The following is an 11,883-nucleotide window of genomic DNA, read 5'->3' on the forward strand; positions in this document are numbered from 1 at the left end:
CTTGTGACCGCGCGGGAGGAGGCGACTACAGGGCGATGAAGTGGAAGGAGGCGCCGAGGTAGCGCGTCTCCGAGGCGGCGACGTCCCGTGGATCCATCGCCTCCACCAGATCGGCCCGGCTCAGGGAGAGCAGCCGCTCCCGGTTGGCCTCGACCAGCCTGTCCTTGAAGGTCCGCTCGTCCAGGCCCCGGGCCTGCTTCTGGAGGATGCGCCAGACGTGGGAGATGAAGACCTTGTCCTCGCCGAAGTGCCCCGTCGTCGAGGCCTTCGCCGCCTCCTTCACCCGCTCGGCGAAGGTGCGGAGCTCCTCCCGGCGGGGAGGGGCGTCGAAGAAGGTGGGATCCACCGGGCCGGCCAGCGCGTTGCGCCTCGGGGTCGAGGCAGCCGGCTGCACGGGCTCGGCTCGCGGGGCCGGGGTGACGGACTCCGAGGTGGGGACGAGCCAGGAGCGCAGGGCCGCCAGCCGGAGGCTGTCCGCGTCCGCGCGCCGGGCCCCCACGCTCTTCGCCGCGAGCTGCCGCATGGCCCGGGGGGGCTCGGCCTCGCGCGAGGCCTGGAGGGCCCGGGCGAGCAGCACCGCCTGCACGGCGGCCAGGGTGAAGGGCTTGTCCGACTCGACGCCGAGCTGCTTCCAGCACAGCGCGTCGCGCACCTGGGTAAGACTCCTGGAGCCCGGGGATTCGATGCCGAGGTGCTTCTGCACGAGCACCGCGCGCATGCCATCGGCGGTGCCCAGCCGGGCCAGGTTGCCGGTGGACGGAGGCAGCTCCAGCACCCGTGCCAGGAGGTGCGTGTGCTTGAGCTTCTTCCAGGAGGTGCCCTCGGGCAGGCGCTTCACCCCGAGCCACGCCAGGACGTGCGCGCGTCCCTGGGAGGTGAGCTCCAGGCCCTTGCGCGCCGTGCGCCGGGCGAGCCCGCCCGCCTCCAGCGCCGCGAGCGACTCGTCGAGTCGGGTGTTCCACTCGCTGGGGCTCCACCGGTGGTCGGCGAAGGACTTGAGCGAGCGAGACAGCTCACTCCGCGCACCCCTCCCCTCCCCTCGCGTCAGCAGCCACGCGAGCGTCAGCTCACCGAGACGAGAAATGTCCTGTCCCTCCATGTTCGGCCTCCCCCGGCGAGGACCCCTGGGAGAGGGCCTCGCGTCGTTGCGAGATGACTTCCGAGATAGTGTCGAGGATTTCCTCGAGCCGCGCCACCACGTCCTGGGCGAGGAAGCGCAGCACCACATACCCATGCCGTTGCAGCGCCAGGTCCTTGCGCCGGTCGCGCCGGTACGCCTCGGGATCCTGGAAGTGATGGTAGCCGTCGAGCTCGATGGCGATGAAGAGCCGCCGAGCGAGCAGGTCCACCTCGACCTGCCTGTCCGCCAGGCGGAAGCCCGGGGAGGCGTTGAGCTCGAAGAGCCCCTGGGTGGAGGGGAGCGATTCGAGGAGCGCGAAGAGGAAGCGCTCCTCGGCGCTGCGTGCCCGGTCCTGGGCTCCGTCCTCTGGGGCCGATCGGCTCACTCCGAGTGCTTCCAGTGTCCGCTCCAGGTCCTCGGCGGAGGGCGCGGCGAGCTCGATGAGTCCCTCGCGCACCATGGCGAGTGCCTGGGACTCACCGCCATGCAGGTACGCGTCGAGAGAAGGCCGGTCCGTGGTCAGCGCGATGACGAGGGACGGGAGGGAGACACACAGGCGCGCGGCCACCCGGGCCGCACGAGCCACCCCGTCCTCGCCGAAGCCGGTGAGCAACAGGGCGGGAGCCCTGCCCGGTGGGACGAGCCCATGCAGGGCCGCGAGGGCTCGGAGGAAGTCTCCCCCGAGGGCCCCGAGCACCGCGTCGAGGGGGCCCCCTGAATTGTGGGTAACTTGTGGTTGGAGCAGACCCCGGCACGCGGCGGTGGAGTCCCCATCCGGAGCCAGGGGGAAGAACTCCTGGAGGAGGACCTCGCGCTCGTGAGCTGTCTTTCCCTGGAGCCGGGAGGGTAGCTCACCCGGAGCGAGGCCCGCGGCTCCACCGAGGAAGTCCGCCGCATCCGCTTCGAGACTCCTGAGGCGTGCGAGCGTCTCCATCCACGCGCGGGCGACTTCGCCTTCGCGCGCGGCGAGGGCCGTACAGGTGGGCCGGTGGAGCGAGTCGAGCCAGCGCCGCCAGAGGGACGCCGCGGCGGCGGGAGGACCGGCGAGCACGGTGAGCGTGGGGATGCCCTGCTCGCGCCGACGCTGATGCCGCTCCAGCTCGTGGAGGGCGAAGGCATCGCTCCGGCTGTCCGGTCTGGCGAGAGGCACGGCCACGAGCGTCCTTGAAGTCGAGGCGCGGCATCAAGCTCCCCTCCCCCCGTGCGGTGTCCGGCAGTGGTCACCCGGAGTTGATGGCGCACCGCTTCACGTCAGGGGCCCTCCGAGCCTTGAGGCAACATCCCATCAGGGGGCTTCATGTCTCAACGCGCGATGCTCGCAGCTGCCGTGTGGATCTTGGCTCTGGGGACGGGGTGCCCACATACCTATCGGAAAGGCGGCAAGCTCGACCAGGCCTTCGAGAAGGACCTGAACGACAACTTTCGGGAGCGCAAGGAAGAGTTCAGGAACGTGAGACAGCCGGACGACGAGGATGAAGAGGAAGATGAGGAGAGGTACTGCCCTGACGACAAGGTGGAGGATTGGGACTGTAGAACCCTGCCTTGTCAGGTGACATGCAAGTGAAGCGGAGCACCTTCCTCGCCCTCCTTCTCGGTTTCCTGCTTCCCTTGCCATTCGTGCTCTTCATGGGCCTGGCGTGGAAGTCCTGGTCCGAGGAACGCGCGAGGATGTTCAAGGAGAGTCCTCGGCTCGAGTTGGAGGAGACGTGGGGACTCCAGACCTATTCGAAGAAGTGCTGGAAGGGCACCGACTGTGAGTCTCCACTCGGGTGCTTGAGCTTTTCCGCCTATGAGCGTGAGGGGCTCTGCAGCGACAGTTGGTGCAGGACGGACCTGCAATGCCGCGAGGGACAGACCTGCCAGACATTGCGCACCTTGGATGAGGGGCCGCTGGTGCGTGTGTGCGTCGATCCAGGAGGGCGGAAGGAAGGCGAGGCCTGCGTACCCGCCATGGGCCCAGAGAAGAGTACCTGTGCGCAGGGGCTTCGTTGCAATGACGGGTGGTGTGGTCGTCCCTGTGAGATGGATGAGCCCGAGAGCTGCCCGGAGGGTTTCTTCTGTCGGGACGGGCTGAACGGACCCTCCTGCCTCCCCACCTGTGAAGGCCGTACCTGCCTTGAGGGCCAGCAGTGCGTTCCCATGGAGGAGGGCGTCTCGGTGTGCGTGAAGGTGCTGGGGGAGAACTGTCGACGGACTCCCTGTCCCGAGGGCCAGCAATGCAACTTCGGACCCTTCCGCTACACGAAGTCGGGCGTTGCGAAGCTGAAGATGGCCTGCACTCAGCCCCGCGCTGGCAACGAGGTCGCCTGCCCGGACGCCGGGCCCGCGGCGTGTCAACCGCGTCCTCCGTGACCCTTCCCCCGCTCCGCGTGCTTTTTCTCTCGCGCGCTCGCCTCCGGGCGTCTACTCACCGGGTATCATTCCCCGCCCTCAAGGAGACGCTCGCACCATGGCCGCTCTCACCATCGGCTTCCTCATGGATCCGCTCGAGACGGTCCGGGTGGACCATGACTCCACCTTCGCCCTCATGCTCGAGGCCCAGCGGCGCGGCCATGAGGTGCGCTACTTCGAGCAGCCCTGGCTGCGCTTCAACGGCTCCTGCGCCGAGTCCCGCATGCGCACCGTCACCGTGCGCCGCGAGCCCGGCCGCCACTACGACGTCCTCGACGAGCAGGTCCGCCCCCTCTCCAGCCTCGACGTCCTCTTCCTGCGCAAGGATCCGCCCGTCGACGCCGACTTCATCCTGGCCACCCAGCTCGTCGAGCTGTGCGGCGACAAGGGGCCCGTCTTCCTCAACAACCCCACCGGCATCCGCGACGCCAACGAGAAGCTCTTCGGCCTGCGCTTCCCCGACCTGATGCCCGAGACGCTCATCGCCCGGGAGCTCGCCGCGCTCGCCGAGTTCATCACCCGCCACCCCCAGGGCACCATCCTCAAGCCCGTCGAGGGCTTCGGCGGCCAGGGCATCGTCTTCCTCCAGCCCGGCGACCGGAACATGCGCTCGCTGCTGGAGGTCCTCACCCTCGGCGGCCGCAAGGCGATCGTCGCCCAGGCCTACCTCCCCGAGAGCCGCCAGGGCGACAAGCGCATCATCGTCGTCGATGGCGAGCCCGCTGGCGCCGTGCTCCGCGTCCCCGCCGCGGACGACCACCGCGGCAACATGGCCGCTGGCGGCACTCCCGTGAAGACGTCCCTCACCCCACGTGAGCGGGAGATCTGCGCCCGACTCAAGCCCTCGCTCCAGGAGCGCGGCCTGTACTTCGTGGGCATCGACGTGATTGGGGACTGGCTCACCGAGGTCAACGTCACCAGCCCCACCGGCATCGCGGAGATCGACAAGCTGGACCACACGAACGTCGAGGCGAAGGTGCTCGACGTCGCCGAGCGCCTCGCGGGCAACCGCTCCTGAGTCAGGCGACGGCGTCCGAGGACGCCGTCAACCGGGGCACGAAGACCTCCACCGGCTGCGTCTTCCCCTTCACCGTCACCGTGCCCGCCGACCTGTAGGTGAAGACCTCGCCCGCCTGCGAGCGGGTGGCCTCGGTGATGAGGATCTCCACCTCGTGCGCCTTGGTCAGCCCCTCCACCCGCGAGGCCAGGTTCACCGCGTCGCCGATGATGGTGAACTCCTTGCGCTCCTCGGTGCCCACGTCCCCCATCACCACGCGGCCCGTGTGCAGCCCCACCCCGATCCGCAGCGGCACCTGGCCCCTCCCGGTGCGCACCCGGTTGAGGGACTCGAGCGCCTCCAGCATCGCCAGCCCGCACCGCACCCCCGCCTCCGCGTGGCGCGGCTGCGACAGCGGCGCGCCGAAGTACGCCAGCAGCCCGTCCCCGATGAACTTGTCCAGCGTTCCCCCGTGGGCGAAGACCACCCGCGTCATCGCCGCGAGGTACTCGTTGAGCTGCTCCACCACCTCGGGCCCGGTGAGCTGCTCGGACATCGTGGTGAAGCCGCGCACGTCCGCGAAGAGGATCGTCACCTCGCGCTCCTCCCCGCGCGCCTCGCCCTCCCCCAGCCGCATGATGTGCTCGGCCACCGCGGGCGCGAAGTAGCGCGACAGCCGCGTCTGGGCCACCTGCTCGTGCAACACCACCCGGATGAGTCGCCGCATCCGCGCGGTGGCCAGGGCCGCCCCCGCCGCGCCCAGCAGGGGCAGCACGAGGAATGCCACCGACATGAGGCCGTCCGCCTGGATGCGCACCAGGAAGAGCGCCTGGATGGCCAGGGCCACGGCCGCCCCCGCCAGCACCACCCGCACCTGCAGGGTGAGGACCGAGAAGAGGATGACCATCAGGAAGAAGGCCACGTTGAAGGCCACCACCCCGCCCGGTGCCGTCGAGTACGAGGCTCGCACCCACTGGAGGTAGGCGATGAAGGGCAGATCCACCAGCGCGGGGCCGTAGGCCAGCAGCCGCACCGACACCCGCTGGAAGCGGAACAGCAGCGCGAGCACCCCGCCGATCACGAACCAGAGGGACAAGGGGACCAACGAGTCCGCCCAGTCCTGACCTCCACTCCGGGCCCCCTGCAGCGCGAGCAGCAGCCAGATGGCGACCCCCACCACGCGCAGGACGTTGAGGGCTCGCACCACGGGCCGTTGCTCGGCCGCGAGGGCGCGTTCGAAGGTCTGGGTGAGCCTCGGCTCTGGCTGCGGCTGGGTCTTCAAGATGGGCCGGCACTCTTAGCAGGGCCGGCCCACCCCGGGAAATGCCACCCCGTGTCAGTGGGGGCTGGTGCCACCCGTGCTTCCACTGCCCGCGCCGCTTCCCTTCTCGGCGCCACCGCCACCCTTGCCGCTCCCGGGGGCCGGCGTCACCTCGCGCTCGTTGGGGGCCACGGCGGCCGTGGTGCTCGGGAAGAGGGCGGGGACGAAGTCAGGCTGGCGCACCGCGAGCTGCCCCTGCCTCGCCATGTCCATCGCGATGCCGAGGATGCGCGCGGCCTCCTCCGGCGCGTGGAAGCCCATCGAGTTCTCCGCCTCCACGAAGTCCACCATGAACTGGGCCCGGCGCTGCAGCTCCATCGCCGTCTTCAGGTCCGCGTCCGTCTTGCCCGCGGCCCTCGCCGCCTTCATGTCCCCGATGAGCGCCACCATCGCGTCCAGCGCCCGGTTGCGCAGCTCGAAGGTGCGGTCCTGGATGGTGTACACGCGCTGGGTCAGCTCCTGCTCGGACCAGTTGTGGCACGTCTGGCAGGCGTTGTTCACGTTGAGCAGCGGGCTGCGCACGTGGTGATCGCTGATCTTCAGCGCCCCTTCCCGCGTGTAGGGCATGTGGCAGTCCGCGCACGCCACCCCCGAGCGGGCGTGGATGCCCTGGTTGTACATCTCGAACTCGGGGTGCTGCGCCTTGAGCACCGGCGCGCCCGTCTCCGCGTGCGTCCAGTCCTTGTGCGGGTTCTGCGTGTAGTACGTGAGGATGTTCTCGATCTTGATGCCGTTGGCCCACGGGTACGTCAGCCGCTTCTCCGGGCCCTTGAAGTAGTACTCGACGTGGCACTGCCCGCACACGTACGTGCGCATCTCCTGGCGCGTGGCCTGCTTGTTCACGTCGTAGTCCTTCACGCCCTGGCTCGCCTTGAGCGCGCGGATGCCCTCCAGGAAGCCCGGCCGCGTCACCCGCAGCTGCATCGTCTGGGAGTCATGGCAGTCGATGCACGCCACCGGGTGCGTCACCAGCTTGCGCGCCTCGGCATAGGGCATCGGGTTGGCCTTCTCGAAGCCCTTCATGATGTCGCCCTCGCCCAGCTTCTTGTAGGGCACGTACACCGAGGCGTGGCAGTGGATGCACGCACCCGGCTGCTTGGTGACGTGCTGGCGCTCGGTGAAGAGCTGGTCCTCCAGCACGTAGGCGTGGCCGCGCTCCTCGCGGAAGTCCGCCGCGAAGGCGTAGCCCGCCCAGAAGGTCTTCAGCCGCGGATCCTCCTCGAGGCGCGACTGGGCCGTCACCTGGCGCGGATCGTTCTCGGTGGGCGCGCGAGGCACCGCCTCGCTGCCGCCGTACTTCGTGCGCACCATGTCCACCGTGCGCTTGTAGCCGTCGTACTGGAGCGGGAAGTTCTTCCCCCAGATGGCCGGATCCTCGGTGTCGTCGGTGAGCTCGACGACGCGGTAGAAGGGATTCCGGGCCTCCTGCTTGCGCTCCATGATGTTCACGGCCAGCGCGGCGGCGGCCACCGCGGCGATGGAGGCGAGGACCATCGCGCCGATGAGGAGGAAGACGCGTCGACGGGTTCTATGGGTGTCCATACAGATCGGGTCTTTGGGGAGGGAGGGAGATGACTAGCGACCGTGTCCGACGTCGCTGTGGCAGCGGATGCAGGAGAGCTGCTCGCCGCTGTCGGCCGGCGCGTGCGCGTCGATCGCCTGGACGATGGGCTGGTGGCAGGTGCGGCAGCGCTGCTCGGTGACCGCCCGGTTGCGCGGACCGATTTGAATGGGCTCGTGGAAGTCGCCCGTGGTGAAGGCCACCGAGTGGTGCCAGCCATTGAGCGCCTTGGCGGTGTACTTGCCGACGAAGCCGTGCGGCGTATGGCAGTCATTGCAGACGGCCACGGTGTGATGGCTGGATTTGAGCCACCCGCTGTACTGCTCGTTCATGACGTGGCAGTTGGCGCACGCCGCGGGGTCATCCGTCATGTACGAGGCCCCCTTCGCGTAGGCGAAGGTGAAGCCACCGATGCCGACCGCCACCCCGATGGCCACGCTCACACCCAGGCTGAGCCAGGCGAAGGGGGTGAGCCCTCGGCGCCGCCGCGGGGCCGGGTTGGATTCGGGTTGCGAGCCCTGCATCTCCACGTCTTCAGCTCCCTTCACCCAGGATGGACAGTGTGACGGCGCAGCTCTGGCTGGAGGCCACGTCCGTCGTCGTCAGCGTCGCCGACAGCATCCGGCGGTTGTCGCGCAGGAATACCGAGCCCGAGGCCTTCACGTCCAGCGTTACCCTGCCCCCCGAGGACTGGGTGGCGGAGCGGACCGTGCGCGCGGTCATCTGGAAGGAGCCGAGCTGCTCGGGCTCGGCCTTGGGCCCGGGGGCGTAGACGTCGCCCGTCAGCGGCACCTCGAGCTGCGTGGACGGATCGATGACCTGGAGGATGACGCGCCGCCCGTTGTCGCTCTGGAGGAGCTGTACGGTGGGGCCCAGCAGGTAGGGACTGAAGGAGCACTCCCCCACGGGCGTGCTGTGCTCGATGGCATACACCCCGGAGATGTCGGGGCAGCCGTCGGTGCAGGGCTCCTGGTCGGCGCCGCAGCCGCTGGAGGCGAGGGCCAGGAGCAGGACAGGAAGGGAGGCGTGACGGGTCATGGGGCACGCACGCTGTGCATCCCAGCGGGGGAGGCCACCTCTCGGGAGTGGAAAAAACCACCCACGTCCCATGGGTGTGAACCGGCGGATAGAGGGAGGGCCGTCTGTCCGACAGTCGCGGAGTCGTTTCGGTGGTGATCAGATGAGGCCCGCACGGCTCAGCGGGTCTCCAGCTCCTTGAAGACGACGCCATCCAGCTCCAGGCGGCGCACCGCGTCCACCAGACGCTCATTGGCGATGAGGAGCGTCGAGGCGTCGGCCAGTCGGAAGAGGTCCACGTGCTCCGGTAGCGAGGTGGCGTCGAGCCAATACGGGTCCGGGACGCTGTAGTCCCTGACGGCACCACAGGTGGGACACGGAGGCGCCCGGGTCGGCAGGCAGTCCGGGTGGAATCGCCCGTGGACTTCGAGCTGGATGTCTCGCAACTCGGGCGCGTGTTTGGTGCGGAACCGCACCTGGGTGGGACAGCCGAGAAGGCCGCGCACGCCCGTGCTCTGCAATCGCTCCAAGGCCTCGCGGCGCATGCAGAGGGACCAGGGGTTCTGCATGATGAGCTGGCCGAAGAAGCCCAGACCCGTTCCCCTCAGGGGGCCAAACGTCGCTCCCGGTTTCAGATCGGCGCCTGGAGGCGCCAGCGGGCGCACCAATTCGCACCGCCGGATGAACTCCTCGCGCGGGACGGGCCAGGCACTGGACAGCTTCTTCTGGTCCTCGGAGGTCAGACCCGAGAGGTCCACGCACGGGTATTGGGCCGCTGTTCCCCCGTCTGAATGCAAATCACAGACAGGGCAGGTCTCCACACCGGGCAGCACCCACGTATGCTTTGCATTCAGGTTACCCGTGTAGCGCGGTGACGGATCTCGTCCGAGTTGGTAGAACTTCATGAGTTCGTGTCTCCGTCCCTGGGAGTCAAGGAGCGAGAAGCAGAGGACCGGGCGGAGGCACCGGAGGGTAACAGCCTGAGGGGACCGGCGATGTCGAAGCGCAGGGCCAGCTCGAAGGCCTTGCGGATCAGTACCTCCCGCGGCAGCTCCGTCTCCTCCCATGTGTGCGAGGCAGGTGAGGAGGTGGCGCACGCGGCCAGCAGCAACGCCGCGAGCAACAGCGCCTGGTGTGGGAGGGCTCGGGTCATGGGACCCGGACTCTAGAGCAACACCGTGGCGAGCGAACGTTGAGCCCGAGCCCTGGAGACCGTGACCACCGGCCTCGTATGCCTCTCCCCTGCCCGTGCAGGATGGGTTCAGCGGGTCTCCAGTTCCTTGAAGACGACGCCATCCAGCTCCAGGCGGCGCACCGCGTCCACCAAGCGCTCGTTGGCGATGATGAGGGTCGAGGCGTCGGCCAGTCGGAAGAGGTCCACGTGCTCCGGCAGCGAGGTGGCGTCGAGCCAATACGGGTCCGGGACGCTGTAGCCCTTGTCGGCACCACACGTGGGACACGGGGGCTCTCCGGGCGGCAGGCAGTCCGGGTGGAATCGCCCGTGGACTTCGAGCTGGATGTCCCGCAACTCGGGTGCGTGTTTGGTGCGGAAGCGCACCTGGGTGGGGCAGTCGAGAAGGCCACGCACGCCCGCGCTCTGCAATCGCTCCAGGGCCTCGCGGCGCATGCAGAGGGACCAGGAGTTCTGCATGATGAGCTGACCGAAGTAGCCCAGGCCTGTCCCCTGAAGCGGGCCGAACACCGCTCCTGTTTTCAGCACGGCGCCTGGAGGCGCCAGCGGGCGCACCAACTCACGCCGCCGGATGAACTCCTCGCGCGGGACAGGCCAGGAATCCAACAGCTTTTCCTGCTCGTCGGGTGGCAGAACGGACAAATCCACGCATGGATATTGGGCGGATGTCCGCCCCTCGGGGTACAAATCACAGACAGGGCACGGCTCGATACCGGGTAGCCCCCACTTGTGCGAGGCGTTCAGATTGCCCGTGTACCGCGGCGACGGGTCTCGTCTGAGTTGGTAGAACTTCATGCGTTCGGTTCTCCGTCCTGGAGGTCAAGGAGCGAGAAGCTGGGGTCCGGGCGGAGGCACCGGAGGGTAGTACGGCCTAAGGGGACCGGCGATGTCGAAGCGCAGGGCCAGCTCGAAGGCCTTGCGAATCAGCTCTTCCCGCGGCACCAGGCGGTCTCGATTGGCCTCGTAGAATTGTCGCCACGCCTCGTTCCACAGTCCGCCATTCGCACCGCGGTGGATGCGCAAATGCACGTGCTCCGGGAGGAGCATGGTCCACTCGTGGATGTTGATGCTGCGTTCCGTGAACCATTTCCTGAACTCCTGCGCCTGGGGAAAGAGGTGGTGCTTGATCAGCTTGCCCTCGAGTCGGGGGAAGGCGGGGAGGAAGCCCTGGCGGTAGCGAAAGTGGAACGTCAACCGGGGCCGGGCGTCCTCCCGCAGCCCCGCGCGCCTCCAGTTGCGCTGAGTCCCGGGGCCGCGAGAGGGCGGGCGAGGGAAGCGTGCCAGCTCCGCGCCATACGCCAGGGGCCCCGGCGTGAGCGCCTCCACGTCCGCGCAGTCGAAGAAGGCGCATTCGCCCTCGTCACAGGCCAGCACGACGCACTGGTCGGCGTCCGCGTCGTCGCAGGCGGTGGTGTCGGCAGGCCTCGCTTCCTCCCCTGTCCGCAGGGCAGGTGAGGAGGTAGCGCACGCGGCCAGCAGCAACGCCGCGAGCAACAGCGCTTGGTGTGGGATGGCTCGGGTCATGAGATCCCAGAGTCTAGGGCAACACCACTGCGGGGGACGTTGAGCGGGAGTCTTGGAGACCGGGACACCGGCCACGTACGGCTCTCCCGAGCCCATGCAGAACGAGCAGGGAAGCATCAGGGCTTTCGCGCCAAAGCCGCTCACCTCCACCTGGGATCGCCGTTAGCTTCTCCCTCAAGGGAGCGCTCATGCTCACGGAACGCGACATCCTTCGGCAGATGGCCGTGCGCGATGAGGCCGGGGTCTATGTCCTCGGGTGTTTCGAGCGGCGCATCACCCTCTACACGCAGCAGGTGCGTGCACTCAACCTCGTCCACTCCCTCTTCACCGAGGAGCGGCTGAAGCCGGGCTCGAAGCTGGCGGTCATCGGCGGAGGAGCGGCCGGGCTCACGGCCGCCGCGGGGGCCGCAACCCGTGGCGCGAGGGTCACGGTGTTCGAGCAAGCGAGCGACTTGCTGCCTATGTTCCGCAACAACCGGCAGCGTTGGCTCCACCCCCACCTCTACGATTGGCCCGAGGAGGGCTCGGAGGAAGAGCAGGCGAACCTCCCCGTGCTCGATTGGCAGGCGGACCTCGCCGGGAACGTGGCGGAGCGGATCCTTACGCAGTGGCAACCGCTGGCGCAACAGTATGGCATCGAAGTCCATACGCGCGTTCAGCGGCTCCAGCTCGTTCCCGGGTCCGATGCCCCACGTCGGATCACATGGAACACGGCGTCCTTCGATGAGGGGGAGTTCGAGGTCGTCATCCTGGCAGTGGG

The 11,883-nt window shown here is 68.5% G+C and carries 12 protein-coding genes; 3 read left to right on the top strand and 9 right to left on the bottom strand.

Going from position 1 to position 11,883, the window contains the following annotated elements:
• Window positions 1–25 precede the first annotated feature (25 nt).
• Both VF697_RS02905 and VF697_RS02910 read right to left on the bottom strand, forming a co-directional pair.
• Window positions 26–1,099 (bottom strand): hypothetical protein, encoded by a 1,074-nt coding sequence (locus tag VF697_RS02905; protein WP_331091930.1) that lies wholly within the window; start codon window positions 1,097–1,099, stop codon window positions 26–28.
• Entirely contained in the window at window positions 1,068–2,270 is a 1,203-nt protein-coding gene (locus VF697_RS02910; protein ID WP_331091931.1) for an endonuclease domain-containing protein, read from the bottom strand. Before VF697_RS02910 ends, VF697_RS02905 begins: the two co-directional genes overlap by 32 nt.
• 147 nt (window positions 2,271–2,417) lie before the next feature.
• Here VF697_RS02910 and VF697_RS02915 point away from each other — a divergent pair, with 147 nt between their 5' ends.
• Window positions 2,418–2,684, top strand: coding sequence for a hypothetical protein (locus tag VF697_RS02915; RefSeq protein WP_331091932.1), 267 nt, complete (start codon window positions 2,418–2,420; stop codon window positions 2,682–2,684).
• A gap of 885 nt (window positions 2,685–3,569) precedes the next feature.
• The gene (gene gshB / locus VF697_RS02920) at window positions 3,570–4,529 is read left to right on the top strand and encodes a glutathione synthase (RefSeq protein ID WP_331091933.1); all 960 of its coding nucleotides are present in this window, start codon (window positions 3,570–3,572) and stop codon (window positions 4,527–4,529) included.
• Window position 4,530: 1 nt separating this feature from the next.
• Here gshB and VF697_RS02925 read toward each other — a convergent pair whose 3' ends face one another.
• From VF697_RS02925 to VF697_RS02955, 7 genes are all read right to left on the bottom strand, one after another.
• Window positions 4,531–5,790: an adenylate/guanylate cyclase domain-containing protein gene (locus VF697_RS02925; RefSeq protein ID WP_331091934.1), complete on the bottom strand. Its 1,260-nt coding sequence runs from the start codon at window positions 5,788–5,790 to the stop codon at window positions 4,531–4,533.
• A 54-nt stretch (window positions 5,791–5,844) separates the two neighbouring features.
• A complete protein-coding gene (locus VF697_RS02930) occupies window positions 5,845–7,371 on the bottom strand; it encodes an ammonia-forming cytochrome c nitrite reductase subunit c552 (RefSeq protein ID WP_331091935.1) in 1,527 nt (508 codons plus the stop codon).
• A gap of 33 nt (window positions 7,372–7,404) precedes the next feature.
• Window positions 7,405–7,914 carry a cytochrome c nitrite reductase small subunit gene (nrfH, locus tag VF697_RS02935; protein ID WP_331091936.1) on the bottom strand — a complete coding sequence of 170 codons (510 nt, stop codon included), beginning with the start codon at window positions 7,912–7,914 and terminating at the stop codon, window positions 7,405–7,407.
• Window positions 7,915–7,924: 10 nt separating this feature from the next.
• The gene (locus VF697_RS02940; protein WP_331091937.1) at window positions 7,925–8,428 is read right to left on the bottom strand and encodes a hypothetical protein; all 504 of its coding nucleotides are present in this window, start codon (window positions 8,426–8,428) and stop codon (window positions 7,925–7,927) included.
• Window positions 8,429–8,586: 158 nt separating this feature from the next.
• Complete coding sequence (locus VF697_RS02945) at window positions 8,587–9,474, bottom strand: double-CXXCG motif protein (protein ID WP_414641230.1); 888 nt, start codon at window positions 9,472–9,474, stop codon at window positions 8,587–8,589.
• Window positions 9,475–9,668: 194 nt separating this feature from the next.
• Entirely contained in the window at window positions 9,669–10,394 is a 726-nt protein-coding gene (locus tag VF697_RS02950; RefSeq protein WP_331091939.1) for a double-CXXCG motif protein, read from the bottom strand.
• A 24-nt stretch (window positions 10,395–10,418) separates the two neighbouring features.
• The gene (locus tag VF697_RS02955; RefSeq protein WP_331091940.1) at window positions 10,419–11,123 is read right to left on the bottom strand and encodes a TIGR02269 family lipoprotein; all 705 of its coding nucleotides are present in this window, start codon (window positions 11,121–11,123) and stop codon (window positions 10,419–10,421) included.
• A gap of 188 nt (window positions 11,124–11,311) precedes the next feature.
• Between VF697_RS02955 and VF697_RS02960 the strand changes: the two genes are divergently transcribed.
• The coding region (locus VF697_RS02960; protein ID WP_331091941.1) for an FAD-dependent oxidoreductase at window positions 11,312–11,883 on the top strand (572 nt) is incomplete at its 3' end.

It is taken from the genome of Archangium sp. (assembly GCF_036388035.1).
Lineage (GTDB): Bacteria > Myxococcota > Myxococcia > Myxococcales > Myxococcaceae > Archangium.

Bases quoted from the DNA above. Each gene is read 5' to 3' on its own strand.
- VF697_RS02915 (WP_331091932.1), top strand. From the start codon at position 2,418: ATGTCTCAACGCGCGATGCTCGCAGCTGCCGTGTGGATCTTGGCTCTG.
- VF697_RS02950 (WP_331091939.1), bottom strand. From the start codon at position 10,394: ATGAAGTTCTACCAACTCAGACGAGACCCGTCGCCGCGGTACACGGGC.
- VF697_RS02905 (WP_331091930.1), bottom strand. From the start codon at position 1,099: ATGGAGGGACAGGACATTTCTCGTCTCGGTGAGCTGACGCTCGCGTGG.
- nrfH (WP_331091936.1), bottom strand. From the start codon at position 7,914: ATGCAGGGCTCGCAACCCGAATCCAACCCGGCCCCGCGGCGGCGCCGA.
- gshB (WP_331091933.1), top strand. From the start codon at position 3,570: ATGGCCGCTCTCACCATCGGCTTCCTCATGGATCCGCTCGAGACGGTC.
- VF697_RS02940 (WP_331091937.1), bottom strand. From the start codon at position 8,428: ATGACCCGTCACGCCTCCCTTCCTGTCCTGCTCCTGGCCCTCGCCTCC.
- VF697_RS02955 (WP_331091940.1), bottom strand. From the start codon at position 11,123: ATGACCCGAGCCATCCCACACCAAGCGCTGTTGCTCGCGGCGTTGCTG.
- VF697_RS02945 (WP_414641230.1), bottom strand. From the start codon at position 9,474: ATGGGAGGAGACGGAGCTGCCGCGGGAGGTACTGATCCGCAAGGCCTT.
- VF697_RS02930 (WP_331091935.1), bottom strand. From the start codon at position 7,371: ATGGACACCCATAGAACCCGTCGACGCGTCTTCCTCCTCATCGGCGCG.